We start from the raw sequence: 26,819 nt of genomic DNA, 5'->3' as shown, positions 1-26,819 counted from the left end.
GAGTGGAGTTTACGGGGAACCTTCAAAGGCTAAATGAGGCACCGGGGTGGGTCAATTTTAAACCGGCTGAAGTGGGTCAATTTAATCCCGGCGTTGACACCCGGAAAATTTTAGCGCCTGTTCCACCAGTATCACAAATCGCGTAGAGCCACCTGTGCAGTAGTACTTTACAAACATGCGCTGCCTGTGACTGACCAAGCTTATACACCAAGTGCTTTTCACAATTCAATCAAAAAGAAACGGGATGCTCAATTGGGCATCCCGTTCTGTCGTTTGATATGATCTTTAGTTGAAAAAGAACAACTTTGATCATCTAGAAGAGTAATGTATAGATTGTTCAATCATTGTTTTACATCTGACTTGAAAGAATGAGGTCACCTAAAATGATGGAACGAATTTTTGTAAAATTGATTCAGCAATACGGTGCATTGAAAATAACTCCATTAAAAGGGGGGTATACGAACTCGACAGTTCTAATGGACGGTACAGATCCATTATTAGTTGCCAAGATTGCACGAAGGGATAACCAGGATGCTTTAAACGAAATTAGTTGTCTCAGCCTGCTTAATGGATCCGATATCACTCCTGCTTTATATGAAACATTTGATCTGTTCGATTTCAGAATAATGGTTATGGATTACCGAGAAGGAATCAACGGTCAGTTCATTTTAGACGATCACAAGTGGAATGATGCTGTTGAATTATACAAGTTGCTTGGTATAACTCTTGCTTCTCATATTCATGCTATTACCTGTCTTAATGGGAATGGAATTATTCGAAAGAGTTCCTTGAATTCTCTGAGAGAAACAGCGTTCGACTTGGACTTCGTACCTTTATCATTAAAAACGTCATCAGCCGGGATTTTGTCAGTCATTGAGGAAAGGGAAAGTGAGTGGGTATTAACCCACGGGGATTATGGGCCGCATAATATATTGATATCACCTGGAAAGAAGCTGTCTGTACTGGATTGGGAGTGGGCGGAGTGGGCGCATCCGTTAAATGATTTGGCGTGGGTATATTGGTTTACGAATTTCCATTATCCGGACAAGGCTGATTTTCTCCTTGAATCTTTTATTAATGGATATGCTTCACACAGAAATATTTCTTATGAGCCTAATCTCATAAAGGCTTATTGTATTGCTAAAGTTTGGAATGTGTTGTTGCGTGTGGAAAATGCCGCAAAGGATGTGCAAGACGAGTGGATTCGTCGTTTAGATTGGACTCTAAATAAGGAATTTTGTATATAAACTCTATGAGAAAAAACGATAACAAAAATATGCCTTTAAAAGAATAGACAGATTTTTATGGGAGAATACCACAGGTGTTTTTCCGCAGGTAAAATGCAGAAAAAAAAAACGGGGATGGCCCATTGAGCATCCCTGTTTATCTTATTTTTTAGTTTTGTTTGCTGCATGCACGCTATTTCTACCGCCTTCTTTGTGCGTTTGAGTGCTTTCTGGAAGGGGTAAAGGGAGCATCACTTCCGTAATTTGATATAAACCCTTCCGGGCCTGAAAGGAACAGACGGATGCCGTCGCCAAATAAGATACTGCGACTCAAATATGAAATCCGGTCCCCTGGGATATGAGCTTATTTATCTAATTAGCTTAAATGAAAGGCTATATGTGTCTGATCCATCTCTCTATACATTAATTGAATGGGAGTTTTGTTTATATTAAATACTAATGTCTCATCAATATATTCAGTTCTGAACTGGATGTAATCTTCAGTGACGGAAACAGGGTGTATTGGATATTGAAAAGGTGCTCCATGCATTTTAGTCACACTTAGATATAATTGTCCTCCTTCATAGGTAATTGTTATTTTTCTTTCAGAGTTTTCTATCTGATAGATTCCAATTATGCGCTTAACAACACTTTCATTTAGATCAATTGATGTCGTTACTTCAGGAAATGAGATCGGTACACCAAAAAATAAACGAACTAGGTTTTTTCCGATCCATGTTACCGGAGTAATATTTAGGTTGCTCAAGATAATAACTGTAAGATTATCGTTTACGAATCGAAGAATATTTCCGCAGAAACCATTGATATCCCCATAATGACTAATACAAGTATGATATTTGTTACCGATCTCCAGCTGTTGAACAGCCCATCCGTAACCATAGTTTTCCAGATGAGGAGTAAACATAGATTGGAGTGACTCATATGATACGAGTTTATTTGTATATAAAGCCTGATCCCAGCGATATAAGTCCTCGACTGTAGAATACAACCCATATCCCCCGACAGGAATGGACATGTCCATGTGTTCTGTATGAATTATCTCTTTCCAGACAGAATATCCTGAAGCAAGATTATGGACTATCGTACGACCATCATCTACACCCGTGTCATTCATTTTAAGCGGGCCAAAAATGTAACGATTTAGAAAACTGGCATAGGATTGCTTAGAAAGTCGTTCAATCATCTTAGTAAGTAAAATGTAGGACGATGTACAATAAGAAAACCGTTCTCCGGGTATAAACTCCAGAGGAAGATTCTTGAATAAATCGATGGTTTGATCCAAAGTAGAAGGCAATCGCATAATCCTGGTCCAGTAATCCGGGAATTTAACAAAATCAGGAATGCCGGAAGTGTGTGTAAGCAAGTGATGGATCGTGATTTGATCACCTTTGGGAAAGTCGGGAATATAATTACGAATGGGTTCTAACACCGATAGTAGTCCCTGTTCTTGCAGCTGAAGAACAGCCATGGCTGTAAAACCTTTAGTGATGGAGCCAATTCGATATTTAGTTTGAGGTGTATTCGGTACAGTATGTTCTATATTACTCCAACCATAACCACGGCTTAGTAAAATTTCTCCTTTATAACCTACTAATACAGATCCATTAAAATAACGATTTTCTTCTAACTTACTCATATAGTTTTCTAATTGGGAAATAATCGCTTTCAAATAGCATCCACTCCTGATTCGAAATGTTTTGGGAAAACTGTTTTTTGGAAGCGTCTTTGCGCTATTCAGATCAGATTTCGCTCTTTTACCCCTGAAAGGCACTGAGCCGTTTTATCAGCAGTTCCAGCCTTTTCCGGAGTTCTTGAACCTTCCGTTATCAAACTTGTACTCACCTTCATCCAACATCGAATATTCTATGTAACAATAACATTTGATGATAAACATTTGTTCTCCTGCTACAAACACAAAAAAGCCATTGAGTCTGTAAAGTACTGCTTCATAGACTCAATGGCTTTTTGCTTGACGGGCAAGGGCAGGGTTCTTTTGTCAGAAGAGGAGCTCTTCCAGCTCATCCAATTTCGTTTCAAATGTTTTTAGCGCTTGCTTGATCGGCTCTGCCGTCGTCATGTCAACGCCGGCTTTTTTCAGCACTTCGATCGGATAATCGGAGCTGCCCGCCTTCAGGAAAGAGAGATAGCGGTCCACAGCCGGTTTGCCTTCGCTCAAGATCTGGCTGGACAGAGCCGCCGCTGCACTGAAGCCGGTTGCGTATTGATAAACATAATAATTGTAATAGAAATGGGGGATGCGCGCCCATTCCAGTCCGATTTCCTTGTCACTGACGATTTCGTCTCCGTAGTACTTCCGGTTTAACTCATAATAAAGAGTTGTCAGCAAGTCAGGGGTCAGCGCTTCACCGTCTTGGGCTTTTTGATGGATCAAGTGTTCAAACTCGGCAAACATCGTCTGGCGGAATACCGTCCCGCGGAAAGAATCCAGATAATGATTGAGAAGATATAACCGTTTTTGTTTGTCATTTGTGGTCTTGAGCAGATGGTCGTTCAAAAGTGCTTCATTGCAAGTGGAAGCAACTTCCGCTACAAAAATCGTATAATCGCCGTAAACAAAAGGCTGGTGCTTCCGGGTGTAGTAACTGTGGACGGAATGACCGAATTCATGTGCCAGCGTAAACAGATTGTCCATGTTGTCCTGCCAGTTCATCAAAATATAAGGCGAGGTTCCGTATGCGCCGGAAGAATAGGCTCCGCTGCGTTTGCCCTTATTTTCATAAACATCGACCCACCGGTTTTCGTATGCTTCCTTCAGGATGGAAATATATTCATCCCCCAACACATTTAAGCCTTCGAGGAGAATCTGCTGTGCTTCCGGATAGGTCACTTTCCATTTCACATCTTTTACCAGCGGTGTATAAATATCGTACATGTGAAGTTCCGGAAGCCCGAGAGCGCGCTTGCGGATCGAAACATAGCGGTGCAGAAGGTGAAGATGGTCATTCACCGTTTCCACCAGTTGATCATATACTTTTTCCGGAATGTGGTTGGATGACAGGGCAGCCTGTCTCGCCGATTGGTAACGGCGCGCCTTGGCGAAGAAATTATTTTTCTTCACCGCCCCGCTCAGCGTGCTGGCAAAGGTGTTTTTATATTTATTGTAAGTGGCGTAAAGCCCCATAAAAGCATCTTTGCGCACCCGGCGGTCGCTGCTCTCCATAAACTGGATGAACCGCCCGTGAGTAATCTCCACTTCGTCTCCTTCTTCATCAATGATGGTCGGAAAGCGAAGATCGGCATTGTTCAGCATGCCGAATGTATTGGCTGAGGAACGCATCACATCGCTGGCCTGCGCAAGAAGCGCTTCTTCCGGTTCGGACAGGACATGAGGCCTTTTTTGGTTGATTTGATCCAATGCGTGTTTGTATAGTTGCAATTCCTTGTTTTCCTGAATAAAGGATTGTAATTTTTGCTCACTGATGCTCAGAATTTCCGGAACCATGAAAGACATTTCGCTTGCCGCATCGGAATACAGCCGTTTTGCCCGGTCATTCAGTGCCTGGAAATAGGAGTTGGTGGTGTCCTGATCATAACGCATGTGCGCGTATGTATAAAGCTTTCCCAAGCGGTAGAGCACATGGTCCTGAAATTTGAGGGCGGCCAAGAGCGTTTCGGATGAAGTGCCAAGTTTTCCTTTGTATTGGGATATTTTGGGCAACAGTTCTTTTACTTGGTCGAATTCATCGTTCCAACTTTGGTCGCTGTCGAAAATATCTTCAAGCCGCCAGGTGTATTCCACCGGGATTTCGGATCGTTGGGGTAATTGCTTGCTATTTTGCTTTGTCATCGTCATCCTCCTTCTGGATCGTGAAGGTCACATGTTTATTATACTATTTGTTATCGTAATCAGAAATGATGTGTCCCGTTTTTTCGGGGAAGTCGCGGCGCGGTCCGGTTTCTGAGCGATCAGCATCGCTGGGATCGCTGCATTTTTCGATCGGCCCTTTGGTTTTCCGCACGTCGGGAGCAAGGATTTGCAATTGCCAGCGATTTGATGATTGTGGTATAATCGCTTTGGCTATACTTATTGTAGATACATCTGTTGGCAAAAGAGTGGGCGCTGACCCACTCTTTGCATTTTGCCGAAGATGTTCTGTCATTAGCCGTTTTTAAGGAGGGTTGGCTTTGAGTCGGCAGGTAACAGAAGCAGTGGAAAAACTGGCAAAGCCGATTTTGGAAGCAGAAGGATTGGAACTGGTCGACGTAGAGTACAAGAAAGAAGGGAACAATTGGTTTTTGCGCATTTTCATTGATCGTGAGGAGCGTCCGGTAGACCTGGATGATTGCAGTCGCGTCAGCGAAAAATTGAGCGATTCTCTGGACGAGGCTGATCCGATTCCGGGTGCCTACATCCTGGAAGTCTCTTCTCCGGGTGCGGAAAGACCCCTGAAAAAAGAAAAAGATTTTCATAAAGCCGTGGGAAAAAATGTGCATATTACGACGTATGAACCGATTGATGGGCAAAAGGTATTTGATGGTGTGTTGAGCCAATACGATGGGGTGCAACTTACCATTCAAGAAAAGAAAAAAAGTTTTCAAATACCGGTTGAAAAAGTGGCAAAAGCCCGCTTGAGCGTCGTGTTCTAAAGCGAAGGGAGGAATGGGACCGATGAATGCCGAGTTCATCGAGGCCCTGGAGCAGTTAGAAAAAGAAAAAGGGATCAGCAAAGATATTTTGATTGAAGCGATTGAAGCTGCATTGATTTCCGGATACAAACGGAATTTCCATTCAGCGCAGAACGTGCGTGTTGACATTAACCGGCAGTCCGGAGAAGTCCGGGTGTTTGCCCGTAAAACAGTGGTGGAAGAGGTTTTGGATTCCCGTCTGGAAATTTCGCAGGATGCGGCAAGGGAGATCGATCCGAACTACCAATTGGGGGATATTGTCGAAATCGAAGTAACGCCCGCCGATTTTGGCCGCATCGCCGCCCAAACGGCGAAACAAGTGGTGACCCAGCGAATTCGCGAAGCAGAGCGGACGGCGATTTACAAAGACTTTGTGGACCGTGAGGAAGACATTATCACGGGGATCGTCCAGCGGGCGGACAGCCGCTATTACTACGTGGATCTGGGACGGGTGGAAGCGCTTCTTCCCCATGCGGAAACGATTCCCGGTGAAAGGTTCAAACACGGTGACCGTGTGAAAGCTTTTATCACCAAAGTAGAGAAATCGACGAAAGGTCCGCAAATCTTTCTTTCCCGCACTCATCCGGGATTGTTGAAACGCCTGTTTGAATTGGAAGTTCCGGAAATTTATGAAGGTATCGTCGAAATCAAGGCGATTGCCCGTGAAGCCGGTTATCGCTCCAAAGTGGCCGTCGCTTCGCACAATCCGGATGTGGATCCGGTCGGAGCTTGTGTGGGGCACCGCGGGGCTCGCGTACAAACGGTTGTCAGCGAGTTGCGGGGTGAAAAAATCGACATTGTGCGTTGGTCTGATCAGATTGATGAGTGGATTGCCAATGCGCTGAGCCCGTCCAAGGTTGTTTCCGTCACCGTTTATGAAGAGGAAAAAATGGCGCGGGTCGTTGTGCCGGATCATCAGCTTTCGCTTGCGATCGGCAAAGAAGGGCAAAACGCCCGCCTGGCCGCCAAATTGACAAATTGGAAAATCGATATTAAAAGTGAATCAGAAGCGGAGAACGATCTGATCGGGGAAGAAGATCCGATTGCAGAAGAAGATCGGACCGCAGAAGAAGAGGCGCATTTGGCTGGCGCAGAGGAAAAAGAAGAAATCCGTGAAATCGAAGATCTTATCAATGAATAAACTGGTGGGGAGGTTGCTCTAAAAAATGAAGCAACGTAAAGTTCCCATGCGCAAGTGCGTTGCATCGCAGGAGATGTTTCCTAAAAAAAGCCTTGTTCGCATTGTGCGCACACCGGAAAATGAGATCGTAATTGATCCGACCGGAAAAAAATCAGGACGCGGTGCTTACTTGTGCGCAAAAATGGAGTATATCGATTTGGCACAGAAAAAGAAAGCATTGGACAGAGCCCTCAAAGTGCAAGTACCATCCGAACTTTATGACCAGCTTCGCGATTATGTAAAAACGCTTGACCCCGGATCAGATGGATAAGATCCTGCAGTTGCTCGGGCTTGCCACGAGGGCGAAAAAGGTAGTGTCCGGAGAAGAATTGGTTTTGCAGGAAGTACGTTCTGGAAGAGCTAAGCTCGTTTTTCTGGCTACGGATGCGGCTAAAAATGCCGAGAAGAAGGTTACAGATAAATGTTCATCCTATGATGTTCCGCTCATTCGTTACGGAACGCGGCAAGAATTGGGGAAAGCGATTGGAAAAGACGAACGAGTGGTTGTAGCCGTGACGGATGCGGGTTTTGCCCGTTCGTTTGCCAAGCTGGTAAGTACTTGACGGGGGTGAATCGATTGGCCAAAATGCGAGTTTACGAGTATGCCAAAAAAATGAAAATTTCCAGTAAAGAGATGCTCAATCTGTTGGAACAGGTTGGCATGAAGGTGAACAACCATATGAGCGTACTGGATGAAGGAATGATCCAGAAAGTGGAACAACACATGAATAAAGAAGGGGGAGCCCCTTCGGAAGCAAAAGAGAAGGCTCAGGGAGAGAAGAAAGTGAAACAACAAGCGAAAAATCAAAACCAGTCAGGTTCAAGAAGCCAAAGGCCGTCGGGAAATAAGAGAAATTCGCGTCCAAACCGGCCGAACCAGAGACAAAATCAGCCGAAATCGCCAGGGCGTCAGCCGCGGATTTCCGCCGCCGAGGAAGTCCAAAAGTCCGCCGGCTTCATGGCAAAGGATAAAGTGGAGCAGCCGAAGCGCGCGAAAAAAGAAGATCCGAAAAAAGGCCGTTTCAGCAAATTAAAAGACGATCCGCCCAAAGACTTTGCCATCGGGCGCGGGAAAGGGCGCAACCGTAAAAAAGGGGACCGCAAGGGAGAAAACCGGGAAAAACAAGCTCCGGTTCTGCCCAAGGAAATCACCGTTTCCGGCCCGCTCACAGTGGCTGACTTTGCCAAACTGTTGCGCCGGGAAGCATCCGCGGTGATCAAGAAGCTGATTTCCCACGGCGTCATGGCAACCATCAACCAGGAAATCGATGTAGAGACGATGAGCGTGATCGCGGAAGAGTTTGATGTCACCGTCATTTACAAAGAAGAAGTGGATGAATCCAATTTTGAAGAGCAAGAAGAAGTGGATGCACCTGAGGATTTGGTGGAACGTCCGCCGGTTGTCACCATCATGGGCCACGTCGATCACGGTAAAACCACGTTGCTCGATCAGATCCGCAACAGTAACGTCACCGCGGGGGAAGCAGGCGGAATTACCCAGCATATCGGCGCTTATCAGGTAGAAGTAAACGGCAAGAAAATTACCTTCCTGGATACTCCGGGGCACGCCGCCTTTACGACCATGCGGGCACGTGGTGCACAAGTGACAGATATCACCATCTTGGTCGTCGCTGCCGATGATGGCGTGATGCCGCAGACAATCGAAGCGGTCAACCATGCCAAAGCGGCAAATGTGCCGATTATCGTCGCGGTGAACAAAATGGATAAACCGGGTGTCAATCCTGACCGGGTTAAGCAGCAGCTGATGGAGCACGGCCTGGTTCCCGAAGAATGGGGCGGGGATACCATCTTCGTTCCTGTTTCCGCTTTGACGGGAAACGGAATTGAAGATCTCCTCGAGATGGTCTTGCTCGTGGCTGAAGTACAAGAGCTGAAAGCAAATCCGAATAAACGTGCCCGCGGCGTCGTCATCGAAGCAGAGCTTGATAAGGGGCGCGGAGCGGTTGCGACGGTTCTCGTACAAAACGGTACACTGAAGGTGGGAGACGGAATTGTCGCCGGCAATTATTTCGGCAAAATCCGGGCGATGATCAACGATCGCGGTCGCCGCATTAAAACCGCACCGCCGTCCACTCCGGTCGAGATTTTGGGTTTGCCTGATGTTCCAAGCCCGGGAGACCAGTTCATGGTGTTTGAAGATGAGAAAAAAGGGCGGGCCATCGCCGAGAAACGGATGCAGAAGCGAATCGAGGAAGAGCGTGGCGCCAGCAGCCGTGTCAGCCTGGATGACCTCTTCAAACAGATCAAAGAGGGCGAAGTGAAAGATCTCAATATTATCATCAAGGCAGACGTTCAGGGTTCGGCAGAAGCGCTGAAAAGTTCACTGGAAAAAATCGATGTGGAAGGCGTGAACGTAAAAATCATTCACTCCGGTGTCGGAGCGATCAGCGAATCGGATATCATCCTGGCGTCGGCATCCAATGCGATTGTGATCGGGTTTAACGTCCGTCCCGAACCCAATGCCCGTTCCATGGCCGAACAGGAAAAAGTGGATATTCGCTTGCACCGGGTCATTTATAATGTAATTGAAGAAATCGAAGCGGCCATGAAAGGAATGCTCGATCCGGAGTTTGAAGAAAAAGTGGTCGGTTCGGCCGAAGTTCGGCAAATTTTCAAAGTGTCCAAAGTGGGAACCATCGCCGGCTGTTATGTCATCGAAGGCAAGATCGTTCGCGATGGAAATGCCCGCATCATCCGCGATGGGGTTGTTATTCACGATGGCAAACTGGATACGCTCAAACGCTTTAAAGATGATGTAAAAGAGGTTGCACAGGGGTATGAATGTGGTTTAACCCTGCAAAACTATAATGACATCAAAGAAGGCGACCTTATCGAAGTATATGTGATTGAAGAAGTGGAACGGAAGTAATGAGCGTCATCGGCCTACTGGAGATCAAAGGGCGGGTGATTGCTTCCGCTTCCCTCAAAGATAAACGCCGTGTCATCAAGAGTGTGCAAGCCAAGGTTCGCAACAAATTCAATCTATCGGTGGCGGAAACGGGAAAACAAGATGATCGCCAGTTGACGGAAATCGCTGTCGTCGGTGTGGGCAGCAGCAGGAAAGTGGTTGAACAGGAACTGCAGCAGGCGCTTCGCCTCATCGAGAATTTCGATGAGCTAGAGATTTACGATGCTGTCGTCACATATGTGTAACTCAAGAGTGTTAGGAGGTTTTGAAGGTGGCACGCATTCGGGTAAGCCGTGTCGGCGAACAGGTAAAGAAAGAGCTGAGCCAAATCATTCAGCAAGAGATCAAAGATCCGCGCATCGGCTTTGTCACCATCACCAGGGTGGAAATGACGGGCGACTTGCAAATTGCCAAAGTGTATATCAGCGTATTGGGAAGCGCTCAAGAAAAAGGAGAAACGCTGTCCGCACTGGAAAAAGCCAAAGGTTATATCCGTTCGGAAATCGGGCGCCGCATCCGGTTGCGCCACGTTCCCGAGCTGCTGTTTGTGATGGATGAGTCGCTGGAGCACAGCGAACACATTTCCCGCTTGCTTTACGAAGTGAAAACAGAGGGGACTAAAGAATAATGGTGTGGTTTGAGTCTCTTCAACATTTCATCAGCGAAGCGGATCAAGTGCTGATTGTATCTCATGTCAATCCGGATGGAGATGCAGTCAGCTCCACCCTTGCCGCAGGATACCTGTTGAAAAGATGGGGCAAACAGGTGACAATGGTGAATGAATCCCCCGTTCCCAAGAAATTTTTCATCCTGGAGGGAACAAAAGAGATCGTTTCCACTGATCAGATTAGCGGGCGCTTTCGTCATGTGATCGCGCTCGATTGTGCTGATCGGGAACGGATGGGCAACATCCGGCAGTTGCTCGCAGAAGATGCCTTCATCATCAATATTGATCATCATGCGACCAATGAACGCTTTGGAGATGTCAACATCGTCGTGCCCGATGCGGCGGCGACGGTTGAGATTCTGTTCGATTGGGTTGAACAGGCGGGGGTTTCCCTAGATCAACGGCTGGCCAGTTATCTTTATACCGGTTTATTGACTGATACCGGCGGATTTCGCTATTCCAACACCACCCCCAAAGTCCTGAGAATTGCCGCACAGCTGGTGGATACGGGCATCGAGTCCCACAAAATCGCCGATGCCGTTCTTGAAACGGTGACCATCGAACAGCTTCAATTGCTGCAAAAAGCGCTCTCCAGCCTGCGCCGATCCGATGACGGGCTTGTGGCTTGGATGAGTTTGAGCAGGAAGGATACGGACGCTTTTTTGCAGTCACATGAAGATCTGGATGGCATTGTGAATTACGCCCGAAACATCTTGGGGGTTGATGTCGGAATCCTGTTCCGGGAAACGGAGGACGGGACGGTAAAAGTGAGTTTGCGGTCCCGGGAGTTCGTTGATGTCGGAAAGGTGGCCAAAGCGTTTGGCGGCGGTGGACATGCCCGGGCAGCCGGATGCACCTTTCACGGTTCGCTCAAGGAAGCGGAAGAAAAAATGCTTCCCCGCCTTCGCCTGGAACTGGAGTGTGAAAAAAGATGACATACCACGGGATTTTGCCGGTATTTAAGCCAAAAGGGCTCACTTCCCACGACGTTGTGGCCAAAGTGAGGCGTTTGGCAGGACAAAAAAAAGTGGGACATACAGGCACGCTTGATCCGGAAGTGGAGGGCGTGCTGCCTGTTTGTTTGGGACAAGCGACCCGCATAGCCGAGTATATTCAGGCCATGCCGAAGCGGTACCGCGGTTCGTTTATGGTGGGAATCTCTACCGATACGGAAGACCAGACGGGTGAAATCACGGCAAAGGCAGATTCCGTGGAAAAATTGGATCATCCTTGTGTTGAAGCGATTTTCAGCCGCTTTACAGGAGAGATTGAGCAGGTTCCGCCGATGTATTCTGCGGTAAAGATCAAAGGAAAGAAACTGTATGAACTGGCTCGTGAGGGAAAAGAGATTGAGCGTCCTTCGCGGAAAGTCTTCATTTATGAACTGCATCTGCTGGGGATCGAAGATACACCTTATCCCAAGATTTCGTTTGATGTCCTGTGTTCCAAAGGGACTTATGTCCGTACGCTTTGCGTCGATCTCGGACGAGCGCTCGGTTACCCTGCCCACATGACCGGGCTTGTCCGCACGCAAAGCGGTCCGTTTCACTTGGAAGATTGCTGGATGTTGGAAGAACTCGCCCAGGCGGCAGAGCAGCAAAAGCTGGGAGAATATCTCGTTTCCCCCGGCGATGCGCTCAGCTTATGGCCATCGCTGGTTGTTGGTGATGAAGATGTCAAACGCGTCCTGGACGGTTGGGAACTTCGGTTTTCAGGCTTGCCTGCATCGGGAAGCCTGGTGCGGGTTTACTCGGAATCCGGACGATTTTGTGCTTTGTATCGAGTGATGCCCGGCGGATTGGCGAAACCGGAAAAAGTGTTTCGGGAAGTGGAATGTTGATGGAAACGATATTTTTAACTTATCCGATTGAGAAACAAGATCCAAAAGCGCAAAAAATTGTGCTTGCGATCGGTTATTTTGACGGTGTGCATCTCGGGCATCAGGCTGTGATCAAGGAAGCGGTCATGCTGGCTAAAGAACTGGATGCGGTGCCGGCGGTCATGACGTTTCATCCCCATCCGCGAGAGGTGTTGGGGCAGGCGGGCGTGAATCGCTACCTGACTCCGCTTCCGGCCAAGCTGGATCAGTTTGCGAAGTTGGGAGTACAGCGAACGTATGTTATAAAATTCGACCTTGATTTTGCCTCGCTCAAGAAGGAAGATTTTGTGGAGAAAGTATTGCATCCGCTGGGGGTCAAAGGGATTGTCACCGGCTTTAATTTTACGTTTGGCCGATGTGCCGCCGGAAAGGCGTCCGACCTCCCGCTTCTCGCCCGGGGCCGGTTTGTGACGCGCATTGTTGAGCCGATCTTGTCAGGAGAAATCGCCGCATCCAGCACCCGCTTGCGTCAGGCGCTGGATGCGGGAGATGTAGAAGTTGCCTGCCGAATTCTGGGCCGTCCCTATGAGCTGAAAGGGAAAGTGGTGACCGGGGACCAGAGAGGACGGAAGATCGGTTTTCCCACTGCCAACCTCGATTTGCTTGATCCTTATCTTGTGCCCAAACGGGGCGTATACATCGTCAGTGCTTCAGTCGGCGGTGAAAAATCATATGGGATTATGAATATCGGGGTTCGTCCCACCTTTGCGGACCCGGTTCCCCGCGAGAGCCTGGAAGTTCATCTTCTGGGGAAAAATGTGCAGTTATATGGACAGATTTTATCAGTGGAATTCCTCTCATTTATCCGGGAAGAGAAGAAGTTTCCCTCTGTGGACGAATTAATTAAGCAAATTCAGTCCGATCGGGAATACGCGGAGAACTGGCTGAAAGAATTTGTAGAATAATGGTTATTGTACTCCGTGCTTTCCTGTGATATACTTATCCGGTGTCAGCAGGCGCTGTCTGCTGGGTTTAACCCTGGCTCGGTGGATCGATGCCTCGGCGATACTCTGGGTCACGGGGGTTTTAGCAAAAGGAGGATACACAATGGCATTGACAAACGAACGCAAAAAAGAAATCATTGACCAATTTAAAAAGCATGAAGGAGATACAGGATCTCCGGAAGTGCAAATTGCGATTTTGACCCATCGCATCAATGAGCTGAACGCTCACCTGAAAGACCACAAAAAAGATCATCATTCCCGCCGTGGTCTTTTGAAAATGGTAGGGCAACGCCGTAATTTGCTCAACTACCTGAAGAACAAAGACATTACCCGTTATCGCGAGCTGATTGAAAAACTCGGATTGCGTCGATAGCCAAAAAGTGGGGCATTTGCCCCGCTTTTTAACTTATTGTCTTTTAAAATGACCGGAGAAGGATCATAATGTACATATGAAGAATTATGGATTGTTTATGTACGTTTTCGAGAGGAGGAAAATACTGTAACATGGAACCGGCAATATTTGAAACGATGCTCGCAGGTCGTAAACTGATCTTAGAAGTTGGAAAATTTGCTGGTCAGGCAAATGGTTCCGTCATGGTTCGCTATGGGGAGACGGCGGTTTTGGCCACAGCCGTAGCTTCCAAGGAGCCGCGGGACACGGATTTTTTCCCGCTCACGGTCAATTATGAAGAGCGGTTGTATGCAGTAGGAAAAATCCCGGGCGGTTTTATCAAACGCGAAGGACGGCCCAGTGAAAAAGCGATTCTTGCTTCAAGGCTGATCGACCGTCCGATCCGTCCGCTTTTTGATGAAGGGTTTCGCCATGAAGTCCAAGTGGTGACAACCGTAATGTCGGTCGATCAGGATTGTTCCTCTGAGATTGCTGCTCTGATCGGGGCCTCGGCAGCACTTTCCATTTCCGACATTCCTTTTAAAGGGCCGATCGGCGGTGTCGTGGTCGGCAGGGTCGACGGGAAGTTCGTCATCAATCCGACAGTGGAGCAGATGGAAAAATCGGAAATGCACCTGGTCGTGGCCGGCACCAAAGACGGAATCAACATGGTGGAAGCCGGATCTGATGAAATCCCCGAATCGGTGATCTTGGAAGGGATTCTTTTCGGCCATGAGGTAATCAAAGAGCTGGTTGCCTTCCAGGAACAGATTGTGAGCCAAGTGGGTCTTCCAAAAATGGAGACACAGCTGTATCAGGTGGATGAAACCATCAACCAGCGGGTACGCGAACTGGCAACTTCGGCGATCATTGACGCGGTTCAGGTGACGGAAAAGCAGGCGCGCCAAGATGCGATTGACCAAGTGAAAGAACAGGTGGCACAGCAATTGGCGCAAGAGATGGCCGAGGAGGAATATGCGGAAAAAGAAAGCGAGATTTTCCACGTATTCGATCAGATCGTAAAAGAACAAGTACGCCGTCTTATCTTGGAAGAAGAAAAGCGGCCGGATGGACGGAAATACGACGAGATCCGCCCTCTGTCCAGCGAAATCGATATTCTGCCCCGCACGCACGGTTCCGGTTTGTTCAAACGGGGACAGACGCAGGTTCTCAGCGTTTGTACCTTGGGTGCGCTCGGTGATGTGCAGATTTTGGACGGGCTTGATCTGGAAGAGTCCAAGCGGTTTATGCATCATTATAATTTCCCTCCTTTCAGCGTGGGCGAAGCGAAACCGATTCGTGCACCCGGACGCAGGGAGATCGGACATGGTGCTTTGGGGGAACGGGCCCTGGAACCGGTGATCCCCTCCGAAGAGGTATTCCCGTATACGATTCGCCTTGTTTCCGAAGTTTTGGAATCAAACGGTTCCACTTCCCAAGCGAGCATTTGTGCATCCACCCTCGCCTTGATGAGTGCCGGGGTGCCAATTAAAGCGCCGGTGGCCGGGATTGCCATGGGATTGGTCAAAGAGGGAGACAATGTGGTTGTCCTGACTGACATCCAAGGCATGGAAGACCATCTCGGCGATATGGATTTCAAGGTGGCGGGTACCCGAAAAGGGGTAACAGCGCTGCAAATGGATATTAAAATTGAAGGGATCGACCGGGAGATCCTGGAGCGCGCCCTTGATCAAGCGCGGAAAGCGCGCCTGTTTATCCTGGATCATATGGCCGAAGTGATTTCCGAACCGAGAAAAGAGCTCTCGCCGTATGCGCCCAAGATCCTCACAATGAAAATTCATCCTGACAAAATTCGCGATGTGATTGGCCCGAGCGGTCGCGTCATCAATAAAATTATCGAGGAGACCGGCGTCAAGATCGATATTGAGCAAGACGGACGCATTTACATCGCTTCGCCCGATCCCACACAAAATGAACGGGCAAAACAGATCATTGAAGATCTGGTGCGCGAAGTCGCCGTGGGAGAAACCTATCTCGGCAAAGTGAAGCGCGTGGAAAAATACGGCGCATTTGTGGAACTCTTCCCTGGAAAAGAGGGGCTTGTCCATATTTCCCAATTGGATATCAACCGTGTGGGCAAGGTGAGCGATGTAGTCAAGGTCGGTGATTCGATCATGGTGAAAGTGACAGAGATCGACGACCAAGGCCGGATTAACTTATCCCGGAAAGTGCTTCTGAAGGAGCAGGCGGATAAGAAAAAAGAATCGTGACAGGGAAGCAACAAAAGAGTCAGAGCGATCTGTCTCTTTTTTTACGTTTTCAGGGGAAGAATAGGAAGATGCCTGCCCGCATATGGTAGGAAAAAAGGAGGTGACAAGCCTTGTTTCCGATCCGGGCGGCATCCATACTCTTGTCTGTTGTTTTTATGGTCGTCTTGGTGCAAACACCAGTAATCGAATCTTATGTGGCATCTGTGAAAAATCATAAATCAATACAGGTATTTCATTATTTTGATGAAGAAAACCCGCTTTATGAACGGGTGAAAAAAGAGGCAGCCAAGTATTACATAAAACCGATTGATGCACGGGTTGATCGGGTATGGAAAGCGATTCCCGGCCTAAATGGCAGGGAAGTGAACATAGAAGAAACGGTGCGACGGACTCTCAGACAAAAAGATCAGTCGAAAATCGTTTGGGTTTATCGGGAGATTCCCCCGAAAGTCTCTTTGAGCGATCTCGGTCCCCAACCGGTTTACCGTGGGAATGAACGAAAAAAAGCGGTTGCTTTGATGGTGAATGTGGCCTGGGGCACGGAATATATTCCTGACATGCTAAAGATATTGAAAGAGGAAAAGGTAAAAGCCACATTTTTTCTTGATGGTTCGTGGCTGGAAAAAAATCCGGACATGGCACGGCGAATCGCAGCCGACGGGCATGAGATCGGCAATCACGCTTATTCGCATCCGTTGATGAGCAAAATTAGCAGGAATCAAATGGAACGGGAAATCGGGAAAACCGAGTCCCTGATTGAGCGAACGTTGAACACCAAAAGCAAATGGTTTGCTCCTCCCGCAGGTGATTTTAACCGGATGGTATGTGAAGTCGCAGCCAAGCACCAGCTGCAAACGGTTTTATGGACTGTTGACACTGTCGATTGGCGCAAATCCGTCTCCCCGGGGATGATGGTTACCAAAGTGAAAAGGGAACTCGGACCAGGTCACCTTTTGTTGACGCATCCGACAGACCGGACGGTAAAAGCTTTGCGGCAAATTTTGCGTGAGGGGAAGAGAAAAGGATTAAAATGGACAACGGTCGGTGAAGTTCTTTCATCCAATCGGGCAGATTGATTTGAGCGGATATGCAAGTTTTGTTATAGTATGGATACTGCTTGATTAATGCTCTCTTGCCGTGGATAAGGAGGATCTTACTTGATCGTAAAACATACGTTGCCAAACGGGGTTCGGATCGTCGCCGAGAAAATCCCGCATGTCCGCTCTGTCGCGCTGGGCATCTGGGTGGGTGCGGGTTCAAAAGATGAAAATCAACAAAATAACGGAATTTCCCATTTTATTGAGCACATGATGTTCAAGGGGACGGAAAAAAGATCGGCGAGGCAGCTGGCGGAGGCTTTTGATGCGATCGGCGGCCATGTCAACGCATTTACTTCCAAAGAAATCACCTGCTATTACGGAAAAGTGCTGGATCAACATTTTTCCACCGCTCTGGAAATTCTCACGGATATGTTTTTTGGCTCCGTTTTTGCCGAGGGCGAAATTGAAAAAGAGAAAAAGGTGATTGTTGAGGAAATTCGCATGGTGGAAGATACACCGGACGACTTGGTTCACGATTTGCTGTCGGTCGCCTCACTCGGGAATCACACTCTCAGCTATCCCGTGCTCGGAAATGAGGAGACGGTCCTCCGCTTTACGAGAGAAGCCCTGCTTGAATACAAAAAGGATCATTATACGCCGGACCAGGTGGTGGTTGCGGTGGCCGGGAATCTGCCGGATGATTATTACGACCAAATCGTCGCATCATTTGGCGGATTTCAAGGAAAGTCGGCGGTCAAAGGGACGAATCCCCTCCGATTTGTGCCGGGGGTGAAAGTAAGACAAAAGCCGACGGAACAGACTCATCTCTGCATTGGCCTTCCGGGACTTTCGATTCGGGATTCACGCATTTATACGCTGGTTTTACTTAATAATGTTCTCGGAGGAAACATGAGTTCGCGTTTGTTCCAGGAAATCCGGGAAGAGCGGGGCCTCGCTTATTCTGTTTACTCATATCACTCCGCGCATCGCGATGGGGGCGTGTTTGCCGTTTATGCCGGAACCAAGCATGGCCAGGAAGAAGAAGTGTGCGAATGCATTTGCCAGACACTGGAGCAAGTGAAACGGCATGGATTGACCGCTGATGAATTGAACAAAGCAAAAGAACAGCTGAAAAGCAGTTTGATGTTGGGCTTGGAGAGCACAAACAATCGCATGAGCCGTTTGGGAAGAAATGAGCTTCTGCTGGGAAGGCATCTGTCCATGGATGAAATCGTGGACAGTGTGGAGCGGATTACCTTAAATGATGTCAATGAGCTGGCTTGTGAGCTTTTCACCTCTCCCATGTCGCTGGCTCTCATCTCACCTGACGGTAAAATACCAGAAGGTTTCAGGGAGGAACTCGCTTGATCGGTGTCAAAGTTATTCAACTACAAGGAAACGAAGATTTGCCTCTTCCAACAAAAATGTCCATTGGTTCCAGCGGATTTGACCTTCATGCAGCGGTAAAGGAAACATCCGTGATCGAGCCGGGGAAATGGAAGTTGATCCCTACCGGAATCGCCGTTTCCATGCCGACGGGCCTGGAAGCGCAAGTACGGCCCCGAAGTGGCCTGGCCTTAAAGCAGGGGATCACCGTTCTCAATTCTCCCGGTACGATCGACGCTGACTATCGGGGCGAAATTGGTGTCATTTTGCTTAATTTGGGGGATGAACCGTTTAGCGTTGAACGCGGAGATCGCATTGCCCAGCTTGTCTTCGCAGAGGTGCCGCAGGTATCGTTGGAGATCGTGGAGCAGTTGGATGAAACAGCTCGCGGTGCAGGTGGGTTTGGTCATACCGGCAAATAGGAAGAGGGGATCTTCATGGCTGAAATCTTGCCATGCAAGGCAGTGGAAGAAGAATTGGAGCGGCTCAGGCATGAGCTGTATCAGTTTGTGAGCGGTGAACCCGTTCGCTTGGGAGCTGCGGAAGTCTTGCCGCTTTCCATGAAGTTGGATCTGCTCATCCTCGAAGTGCAAAAAGCCAAAAAAAAGTGTTGTCAATAAAGAAAGCCTGGGGGGCGCATCAGATAATCCCCCGGGCTTTTTTGTGTCAAAGCGCAATGAGGAACGGGTCTGTTCAGGCTTTCCCCCGGATCGTGCTTGCGATAAGAGGAATGTTTATTTTCCCCTGCAACAGCGGGGGGATTTTTCTTATGTTTTGCTTTTTCCGTTCATAAATATGAGGTAAAGAAAGTTTTTTTATCATGCTGAGCAAAAATGGAGGAGAAATATGCGTTGGAGTGAATTTGCCGAAAAGGAATGCATTGATTTGGTTAACGGTGAGCGACTGGGAAACTTTTTGCATGCGGATCTGACTTTTCACCCGCAGACCGGAAAAATCGAATCCATTTTGATCCCGGTGGGTTCCTCGTGGTTCAAAAAGAAATCGCGGCAGATTGAATTATCCTGGCGTCTGGTCAAAAAAGTGGGGCCGGAGATGGTGATCATCAGCACGGCTGAGCAGAAAGGATAAAAAGTGCGGAACCGAATACCCAACACCCTCATATGATGCAAGCAAGGATTGATTAGTTGGCAATGCCTTTTTGTGTACTTATTCTTCCGGGGAAAGGAGTTAATTGCATATGCTGGAAGGTAAGCATGTTGTCTTCCTCGGTGGAGATGCGAGACAGTTGGAAGTTATAAAAAGCTGTATCCAGATGGATGCCAGGGTAAGTCTCATCGGTTATGACAATTTGCAAAGCCCCCTCAGCGGCGCGACCTTGAAGGAATTATCGGCAGATGTGTTGAGGCAGGCTGATGTCCTCGTTTTACCCATTATCGGAACAGATGAGTACGGGATGGTAAACAGCGTATTTACCTCCAAAACCCTGGTGCTCACAGAAGAACATGTGGCGGCGCTTCCCAAGCAATGCCTGATGTTTGCTGGGATGGCAACACAATATTTGAAAAATCTCTGCCAAAAATATCAGATCGCTCTGTTTGAACTGATGGAGCGGGATGACGTTGCCATTTATAACTCGATTCCGACCGTGGAGGGAGCATTGATGATGGCGATCCAAAATACGGACATCACCATCCACGGTTCTGAATGCATCGTTCTCGGGCTGGGAAGATGCGGGATGTCGCTGGCGAGAACGCTTCATGCAATCGGGGCACGGGTCAAGGTGGGGGTGCGTGGTTCCGCCTATAAAGCAAGGGTCTTTGAAATGGGGATGGAATCGTTCGATATCGAGGATTTGGCTCAGTATGTCCGCAATGCCGATTTGATTTTTAATACGATTCCCGCCCTCATTATCACTTCCACAGTGCTGGCACAAGTTCCTCATGATGTGGTGATCATTGATCTGGCTTCCAAACCGGGCGGAGTGGATTACACCTTTGCCGAGAAACGGGGAATCAAGGCGATTTTGGCTCCGAGTTTGCCGGGTATAGTGGCGCCGAAGACGGCGGGTCGTATCCTCGCCCGAACCATCACGCAACTGATGACAACCGAATTGCAAAAGGAGGGAGCCGTGTAGTGAGGGAGATCAGCTTTGCCGGATTGACAATCGGTTTTGCCATGACAGGGTCCCACTGCACGCATGACGAGGTTCTGCCGCAAATGCAGCGATTGGTTGAAATGGAGGCAAAAGTGGTTCCGATTATTTCCCATACCGTCGCAACGGTGGACAGCCGGTTTGGGACGGCGGAGTATTGGAAGCGAAAAATCAAAGAAATTACCGGGCAGGAACCGCTTATGTCCATCCCCGAGGTTGAACCTCTCGGCCCCGCCAAAACTTTGGATTGCCTGGTGATTGCCCCTTGTACGGGGAATACATTATCGCGTCTGGCAAATGCGATGACAGATGGGCCGGTGCTGATGGCCGCCAAGGCGCAGATGCGCAATCACCGGCCGGTCGTGTTGGCCATTTCCACCAACGACGCGCTGGGGTTGAACGCAAAGAATCTGGCCTGTCTGCTGACAACAAAAGATGTATATTTTGTTCCTTTTGGTCAGGATGCTCCGGAAAAAAAGCCGAAATCAATGGTGGCGCGGATGGAACTGATCCCCGAAACCTGTTTGTCAGCCATTGAAGGAAGGCAGTTGCAACCATTAATAGTTGAAAAATATCGCGATTTCACTTCATAATAGATAAGAGCTTTCGCAATAAGACAGACGTCCTCCAATTGCCTGCTTTTTTGCTGTTTGGAGGACGACTCCCATATGATCAGGATTATTGGAGGGAAATTGAGTGGCAAACAGGGAATACACAGTAGCTGTCGTCGGAGCAACCGGGGCTGTGGGACAACAAATGCTCAAGTATTTGGATGAACGAAATTTTCCGGTAAAAGAATTGCGCCCTCTTGCATCCAAAAGATCTGCCGGGCAAACGATCACTTTTCGCGGGGAAGAAGTGGTGGTCGAAGAAGCGACGCCGGAGAGCTTTGCCGGTGTTGACTTTGCCCTGTTCAGTGCGGGCGGCGGTGTCAGTAAGGTGCTCGCGCCGGAAGCGGCGAAAAGAGGAGCGGTTGTGATTGATAATTCCAATGCGTTTCGGATGGATCCGGAAGTTCCCCTGGTGGTGCCGGAAGTAAATCCGGAAGCGGCGAAAAATCATAAAGGGATTATTGCCAATCCAAACTGTTCAACCATTCAAATGGTCGTTGCACTAAAACCGCTGTATGATCGCTACGGCATCGAACGCGTGATCGTTTCCACCTACCAGGCTGTTTCGGGAGCCGGCTGGCAGGCGATCCACGAGCTGGAGCAGCAAACGAAGGCGAGTTTGAACGGGGATGAAGTGACCGCCAGTGTGCTTCCGGTGGGAAAATTGGATCGGCATTACCAAATGGCTTTTAATGTGATTCCGCAAGTGGATGTAGCTGAAGAAAACGGGTTTACCCTGGAAGAGATGAAAATGGTCCGTGAGACGAAAAAAATCTTTGCCGATGACTCGATCGGCGTAACGGCGACATGTGTGCGCGTACCGGTTTTCCGCGGACACAGCGAATCTGTTTATGTGGAATTAAAATCAGATTTTGAATTGGATGAGGTTCGGGCACTTTTAAGCGAGATGCCGGGAATTGTGGTTCAGGATGACATTGCCGGGCAAATTTACCCGATGCCGCTTCATTCTGCGGATCGCACCGAGGTGTTTGTCGGACGGCTGCGGCGTGACCTGAATCATCCGCGCGGACTCAACCTGTGGGTCGTTTCCGACAATCTGCTCAAAGGGGCAGCCACCAATGCGATTCAAATTGCGGAAGTACTCATTGAAAATGAAAGATAGAGAAGGGATACACCATGAGGATCATCGTACAGAAATTTGGCGGAACCTCAGTGGCGACCCCCGAACAGCGCCAGCGCGTATTGCATCATATTCGCAAGGCGCTGGCCGAAGAATATCGTCTGGTCGTCGTGGTTTCTGCGATGGGGAGAAAGGGAGACCCCTATGCAACAGATACACTATTAAGTATTTCCAAACAATATGGGGACGTAATCACTCCGCGCGAAAAAGACTTGTTGATGAGCTGTGGTGAAATTATTTCCGCCGCCACGATTTCTTCCCTCTTAACAAAACATGAAATTCAAAACTGTGTACTGACTGGTGGACAAGCGGGAATCATTACGAATAATCATCATACCAACGCACAGATTATTACCGTCAATCCCAAGCGGGTCAAACATGAACTGGAAAAAGGAAATGTCGTGATCGTGACCGGTTTTCAAGGGCAGACAACCGATGGGGAGATCACGACATTGGGCCGGGGCGGCAGCGATACGACCGCGACCGCTTTGGGGGCCGCTTTGCATGCAGAATATGTGGATATTTTCACTGATGTCGAAGGGATCATGACCGCTGATCCGCGCATTGTTGAAGATGCCGCCCAACTGGAACAGGTTACGTATACCGAGATGTGCAACCTGGCGTTTCAGGGGGCCAAAGTGATCCACCCGCGGGCCGTTGAAATTGCCATGCAAACGCAAATCCCGATTCGCGTGCGGTCGACGATGTCGGATCATAAGGGAACACTGGTGACGCATTTGACGGAAATCGACCGCCCGGCCAGTGAAGTGCGGGAAACCACGATTATCGGGATTACACAGATGCCCAATGTGACGCAAATAAAAATCCGTGTAAACCAGGGCCAATATGATTGGCAGGTAAGCGTGTTTAAAGCGATGGCCGACCATGGGATCAGTGTCGACTTCATCAGTGTCAATCCGTGTGAGATCGCTTATACGGTTTATGATGACCTTGCCGACCAGGCAGCAGCCATCATCAGCGACTTGGGATTAACTCCGGAACTTTCCCGCGGCTGTGCCAAAGTTTCGGTCGTTGGTGCGGGCATTGCCGGGGTGCCGGGGGTTATGGCGAAAATCTCTGAAGCGCTGACTGAAGAAGATGTACAAATTTTGCAGTCGGCCGATTCGCATACGACGATCTGGGTGCTGGTGCACGGAGAAGATATGGTAAAAGCCATTCGTGCCCTTCACCGGAAATTTAACCTGCATAATCTCAATTATGCGTGAGCGTGCATTTGGAAATGGAGTGAGAGATATGTTTTTTGGCCGGTTAATTACTGCGATGTACACCCCGTTCACCAAGGAAAACGAAATTGATTGGCCCCGGCTGGAAGAATGCATTGAGCGCTTGATCGAAACGGGGAGCGACGGGATCGTCGTTTCAGGAACAACAGCCGAATCGCCTACTTTGACTCACGAAGAGAAATTGGCTTTGTTCCGTTTTACCAAAGAGAAAGTGGCCGGACGCGTGAAAGTGATTGCGGGAACCGGCAGCAACAATACACAGCAAAGCATCGAACTGACCAAAGAGGCGGAAGAGATCGGTGTCGACGGAATCATGCTGGTTGCACCGTATTATAACAAGCCTTCGCAAGAGGGACTGGTGCAACATTTTAAGGCGATTGTGTCTGCGACGTCACTGCCGGTCATGCTTTACAATGTCCCCGGGCGCACCAGTGTCAATATGACTGTTGATACGATGCAGCGCCTGGCCGAATTGGATCAGGTCGTGGCGATCAAAGAGGCGAGCGAAAACATGGGGCAAATCTCCAACCTGATCGCTTCCATTTCCCCGGATGTGGCCGTTTACAGCGGCGATGACGGAATCACCCTGCCGGTGCTGGCTGTGGGCGGAGCCGGTGTGGTCAGTGTGGCCAGTCATTTGGTCGGCAGAGAGATAAAAGAGATGATCGATGCCTTTTTTGCCGGTGACAATCAGAAGGCGATCGCCATTCATCAGAAACTGTTGCCCGTCTTCCACGGTTTGTTTATCACATCCAGCCCTGTGCCGTTAAAGTATGCGATGGCGCAAAAGGGCTGGTCGGAGCCTTATGTCCGGTTGCCGCTCACAGAAATGGATGAACTGCAAAGGGCGGCAACGGATGAATGGATCAGGGAATTATTATAATCAGAATGAGCCGATCTGTATGTGCAGGTCGGTTTTTCTCATTTTTCCTCAATCGCGATGATTTCTTCAGCTCCGTTTCAACAAGAATTGGTTGCATACATATTTTTTGATCGTATATAATGAGAACAAGTGAGATTTGTGCGGTTTAGGGTGACGACAACAGAATATATAGGAGGTACATTTGTGACAAAAAACCAGCGGGGCAAACTCTACGTTTTTGCTCTCGGTGGGTTGGATGAAATCGGAAAAAACATGTATGTGGTGCAGTACGAGAATGACATTGTCGTCATTGACTCGGGCTTAATGTTCCCTGAAGAGGACATGTTGGGAATCGACATTGTCATTCCGGACATCACGTATCTTGTTGAGAATCGGGAGAAAGTACGCGGAATTATCTTAACACATGGACACGAGGATCATATTGGCGGTCTTCCATATATCTTGCGGCAACTAAACGTTCCCATTTTCGCGACGAAACTGACAATGGGATTGGTCGAACATAAGCTTCGAGAAGCACATCTGCTGAATGACACGAAACGGCATGTGATCAATAACCAGTCGGAAATCAAATTAGGTTCCCATTTGAAGGCCACGTTTTTCAATACGAACCACAGCATTCCGGACTCGGTCGGAGTCTGCATTGAGACTCCCGAAGGGGCTGTGGTGCATACGGGTGATTTCAAATTTGATTTGACCCCTGTCGGGGGTCGTGTGGCCGACATGCACAAAATGGCGGAAATAGGGAAAAAAGGCGTTTTATGTTTGTTGTCGGACAGTACCAACGCAGAACGTCCCGGGTTTACCGGTTCGGAACGCACGGTTGGTGACGGAATTAAAGAAGTATTTCGGAAAGCGAAGCAACGGGTCATTGTAGCCACATTTGCCTCCAACATACACCGCATCCAGCAAGTGGTGGACGCTTGCCACACGTACGGGCGGAAATTGGCGGTGGTCGGACGCAGTATGGTGAATGTGGTAAATATCGCCTCGGAATTGGGTTATCTGGAGATTCCATCAGATTTATTGATAGATCCGGATGAAATTAATCACCTTCCGGCCAACAAGGTTGCGGTGATTTCCACCGGCAGCCAGGGGGAATCGATGTCTGCACTTACGCGCATGGCAAACGCTTCCCACCGGAAAGTGGAGATTTTGCCCGGCGATACGGTGATCATCGCCGCGACGCCGATTCCGGGGAATGAAAAATTGATCGGCCGCACTGTTGACCAGCTGTTCCGCATCGGCGCTGATGTCGTTTACAGTACGACTTCTCATGTTCACGTGTCAGGACATGGTTCTCAAGAAGATTTGAAACTGATGCTAAGCCTGATGAAACCCAAATATTTTATTCCGATTCACGGTGAGTACCGCATGTTGCGTGCTCACGCCCAACTTGCCGAATCTGTGGGAGTGCGCCCAGAAAATATTTTTATCTGTGACAACGGAGATACAGTCGAATTCTCAGACGGAAAAGCGAGATATGGTCCCAAAATTCAGACAGGGAAAGTGCTGATTGACGGACTAGGCGTTGGAGATGTTGGAAACATCGTACTAAGAGATCGTAAACTACTCTCCCAAGACGGCATTTTAGTCGTTGTGGTTACCCTAAGTAAAACAAACGGTACGATTCTTTCCGGTCCGGATATTATTTCGCGCGGCTTTGTCTACGTTCGCGAATCAGAACAGCTTTTGGAAGAAGCGAATCGCATTGTAAGCCAAACGATGGAAAAATGTATGAGGGAACAAGTGAGCGAGTGGGCTTCCCTGAAAACAAGTATTCGTGATGCGCTAAGCAAATTCTTGTTTGAGAAAACCCGCCGCCGTCCCATGATTCTGCCAATCATCATGGAAGTATAATCGGATCTAAACCGCACAAGAGGCTGCAACCCTTGAAACATCAGGGGTTGTGGCTTTTTAATTTGAGGTAAAATCGATTGCTGACAACATTTATAAACGGATTGTGTTATGGGCGCATGGAGGAAATCTGTTTTTGGGACAGTAAAAAAACAATTCAGCAATTTGTTCTTGTTCTTTCTTTGATGATCCTTTATAATAGCAAAAACAAATGAAAATAGTGGGAATAGGTACTTTAGAGGAAGCCATCTCTAAAGTTTAATAGGGAAACCGGTGTGAATCCGGTGCGGTCCCGCCACTGTGACAGGGGAATCAGCTAAAAAGATGATGTCACTGATCCTTGACTGGATTGGGAAGGCGGTTTAGCTGGTGAAGATCCTGGAGCCAGGAGACCTGCCTATTCTGACAACACTGCTTGACCTACGGGAGATA

26 protein-coding genes and 1 riboswitch are annotated in these 26,819 nt (G+C 48.4%); of the genes, 24 read left to right on the top strand and 2 right to left on the bottom strand.

The genetic code is table 11. The annotated features are described in order from the left end of the window. Positions 1–383: 383 nt before the first annotated feature. The gene (locus I8U17_RS13005; RefSeq protein ID WP_198055733.1) at positions 384–1,247 is read left to right on the top strand and encodes a phosphotransferase family protein; all 864 of its coding nucleotides are present in this window, start codon (positions 384–386) and stop codon (positions 1,245–1,247) included. A 355-nt stretch (positions 1,248–1,602) separates the two neighbouring features. Here I8U17_RS13005 and I8U17_RS13000 read toward each other — a convergent pair whose 3' ends face one another. Beyond that, positions 1,603–2,916: a serine hydrolase domain-containing protein gene (locus I8U17_RS13000; RefSeq protein WP_198059513.1), complete on the bottom strand. Its 1,314-nt coding sequence runs from the start codon at positions 2,914–2,916 to the stop codon at positions 1,603–1,605. A gap of 327 nt (positions 2,917–3,243) precedes the next feature. After that, the gene (gene pepF, locus I8U17_RS12995) at positions 3,244–5,055 is read right to left on the bottom strand and encodes an oligoendopeptidase F (RefSeq protein WP_033099613.1); all 1,812 of its coding nucleotides are present in this window, start codon (positions 5,053–5,055) and stop codon (positions 3,244–3,246) included. Between the two features lie 338 nt (positions 5,056–5,393). Between pepF and rimP the strand changes: the two genes are divergently transcribed. The 23 genes from rimP (at position 5,394) to rnjA (ending at position 26,390) form a co-directional block, all read left to right on the top strand. After that, entirely contained in the window at positions 5,394–5,855 is a 462-nt protein-coding gene (gene rimP, locus I8U17_RS12990) for a ribosome maturation factor RimP (protein WP_033099614.1), read from the top strand. A 22-nt stretch (positions 5,856–5,877) separates the two neighbouring features. Next, the gene (gene nusA / locus I8U17_RS12985; protein ID WP_033099615.1) at positions 5,878–7,035 is read left to right on the top strand and encodes a transcription termination factor NusA; all 1,158 of its coding nucleotides are present in this window, start codon (positions 5,878–5,880) and stop codon (positions 7,033–7,035) included. A gap of 25 nt (positions 7,036–7,060) precedes the next feature. Next, positions 7,061–7,345 carry an RNase P modulator RnpM gene (gene rnpM / locus I8U17_RS12980; protein WP_033099616.1) on the top strand — a complete coding sequence of 95 codons (285 nt, stop codon included), beginning with the start codon at positions 7,061–7,063 and terminating at the stop codon, positions 7,343–7,345. Then, complete coding sequence (locus tag I8U17_RS12975; protein WP_033099617.1) at positions 7,338–7,637, top strand: YlxQ family RNA-binding protein; 300 nt, start codon at positions 7,338–7,340, stop codon at positions 7,635–7,637. Before rnpM ends, I8U17_RS12975 begins: the two co-directional genes overlap by 8 nt. A gap of 23 nt (positions 7,638–7,660) precedes the next feature. Continuing rightward, a complete protein-coding gene (infB, locus tag I8U17_RS12970; RefSeq protein WP_198055812.1) occupies positions 7,661–9,964 on the top strand; it encodes a translation initiation factor IF-2 in 2,304 nt (767 codons plus the stop codon). Next, complete coding sequence (locus tag I8U17_RS12965) at positions 9,964–10,248, top strand: DUF503 domain-containing protein (RefSeq protein ID WP_033099619.1); 285 nt, start codon at positions 9,964–9,966, stop codon at positions 10,246–10,248. Before infB ends, I8U17_RS12965 begins: the two co-directional genes overlap by 1 nt. 26 nt (positions 10,249–10,274) lie before the next feature. Continuing rightward, positions 10,275–10,631 carry a 30S ribosome-binding factor RbfA gene (rbfA, locus tag I8U17_RS12960; RefSeq protein ID WP_033099620.1) on the top strand — a complete coding sequence of 119 codons (357 nt, stop codon included), beginning with the start codon at positions 10,275–10,277 and terminating at the stop codon, positions 10,629–10,631. Further along, positions 10,631–11,605 carry a DHH family phosphoesterase gene (locus I8U17_RS12955; protein WP_033099621.1) on the top strand — a complete coding sequence of 325 codons (975 nt, stop codon included), beginning with the start codon at positions 10,631–10,633 and terminating at the stop codon, positions 11,603–11,605. The genes rbfA and I8U17_RS12955 overlap by 1 nt, the downstream gene beginning before the upstream one ends. Continuing rightward, the gene (gene truB, locus I8U17_RS12950) at positions 11,602–12,510 is read left to right on the top strand and encodes a tRNA pseudouridine(55) synthase TruB (protein WP_198055736.1); all 909 of its coding nucleotides are present in this window, start codon (positions 11,602–11,604) and stop codon (positions 12,508–12,510) included. Before I8U17_RS12955 ends, truB begins: the two co-directional genes overlap by 4 nt. Further along, positions 12,510–13,454 carry a riboflavin biosynthesis protein RibF gene (ribF, locus tag I8U17_RS12945; protein ID WP_198055737.1) on the top strand — a complete coding sequence of 315 codons (945 nt, stop codon included), beginning with the start codon at positions 12,510–12,512 and terminating at the stop codon, positions 13,452–13,454. The genes truB and ribF overlap by 1 nt, the downstream gene beginning before the upstream one ends. A gap of 142 nt (positions 13,455–13,596) precedes the next feature. Further along, on the top strand, positions 13,597–13,866 hold the full coding sequence (rpsO, locus tag I8U17_RS12940) for a 30S ribosomal protein S15 (protein ID WP_033099624.1): 270 nt from the start codon (positions 13,597–13,599) through the stop codon (positions 13,864–13,866). 131 nt (positions 13,867–13,997) lie between these two features. After that, a complete protein-coding gene (gene pnp, locus I8U17_RS12935) occupies positions 13,998–16,115 on the top strand; it encodes a polyribonucleotide nucleotidyltransferase (protein WP_033099625.1) in 2,118 nt (705 codons plus the stop codon). A gap of 110 nt (positions 16,116–16,225) precedes the next feature. Further along, complete coding sequence (locus I8U17_RS12930) at positions 16,226–17,191, top strand: polysaccharide deacetylase family protein (RefSeq protein ID WP_232331085.1); 966 nt, start codon at positions 16,226–16,228, stop codon at positions 17,189–17,191. 81 nt (positions 17,192–17,272) lie between these two features. Then, positions 17,273–18,523, top strand: a complete 1,251-nt coding sequence (locus I8U17_RS12925) for a M16 family metallopeptidase (RefSeq protein ID WP_033099627.1) — start codon at positions 17,273–17,275, stop codon at positions 18,521–18,523. Next, positions 18,520–18,963, top strand: coding sequence for a dUTP diphosphatase (gene dut / locus I8U17_RS12920; RefSeq protein ID WP_033099628.1), 444 nt, complete (start codon positions 18,520–18,522; stop codon positions 18,961–18,963). The genes I8U17_RS12925 and dut overlap by 4 nt, the downstream gene beginning before the upstream one ends. Positions 18,964–18,978: 15 nt before the next feature. Then, positions 18,979–19,161 carry a Spo0E family sporulation regulatory protein-aspartic acid phosphatase gene (locus I8U17_RS12915; protein WP_033099629.1) on the top strand — a complete coding sequence of 61 codons (183 nt, stop codon included), beginning with the start codon at positions 18,979–18,981 and terminating at the stop codon, positions 19,159–19,161. 226 nt (positions 19,162–19,387) lie between these two features. Beyond that, on the top strand, positions 19,388–19,630 hold the full coding sequence (locus I8U17_RS12910; RefSeq protein ID WP_033099630.1) for a YlmC/YmxH family sporulation protein: 243 nt from the start codon (positions 19,388–19,390) through the stop codon (positions 19,628–19,630). A gap of 109 nt (positions 19,631–19,739) precedes the next feature. Next, positions 19,740–20,636, top strand: a complete 897-nt coding sequence (dpsA, locus tag I8U17_RS12905) for a dipicolinate synthase subunit DpsA (RefSeq protein ID WP_198059512.1) — start codon at positions 19,740–19,742, stop codon at positions 20,634–20,636. Positions 20,637–20,644: 8 nt separating this feature from the next. Continuing rightward, the gene (locus tag I8U17_RS12900) at positions 20,645–21,247 is read left to right on the top strand and encodes a dipicolinate synthase subunit B (protein ID WP_033099716.1); all 603 of its coding nucleotides are present in this window, start codon (positions 20,645–20,647) and stop codon (positions 21,245–21,247) included. Between the two features lie 103 nt (positions 21,248–21,350). Beyond that, complete coding sequence (locus I8U17_RS12895; protein WP_033099632.1) at positions 21,351–22,388, top strand: aspartate-semialdehyde dehydrogenase; 1,038 nt, start codon at positions 21,351–21,353, stop codon at positions 22,386–22,388. 14 nt (positions 22,389–22,402) lie between these two features. Continuing rightward, positions 22,403–23,632, top strand: a complete 1,230-nt coding sequence (dapG, locus tag I8U17_RS12890) for an aspartate kinase (protein WP_033099633.1) — start codon at positions 22,403–22,405, stop codon at positions 23,630–23,632. Positions 23,633–23,660: 28 nt separating this feature from the next. After that, positions 23,661–24,533, top strand: a complete 873-nt coding sequence (dapA, locus tag I8U17_RS12885) for a 4-hydroxy-tetrahydrodipicolinate synthase (protein WP_198059511.1) — start codon at positions 23,661–23,663, stop codon at positions 24,531–24,533. A gap of 183 nt (positions 24,534–24,716) precedes the next feature. Continuing rightward, positions 24,717–26,390 carry a ribonuclease J1 gene (gene rnjA / locus I8U17_RS12880; protein ID WP_033099635.1) on the top strand — a complete coding sequence of 558 codons (1,674 nt, stop codon included), beginning with the start codon at positions 24,717–24,719 and terminating at the stop codon, positions 26,388–26,390. Positions 26,391–26,598: 208 nt separating this feature from the next. Then, positions 26,599–26,802: riboswitch (cobalamin riboswitch) on the top strand. The last annotated feature ends 17 nt before the right edge of the window (positions 26,803–26,819 follow it).

It is taken from the genome of Thermoactinomyces sp. CICC 10521, assembly GCF_016055135.1.
Classification (GTDB): domain Bacteria; phylum Bacillota; class Bacilli; order Thermoactinomycetales; family Thermoactinomycetaceae; genus Thermoactinomyces_A; species Thermoactinomyces_A daqus.
This window is presented reverse-complemented; position numbering and strand designations above follow the sequence as displayed.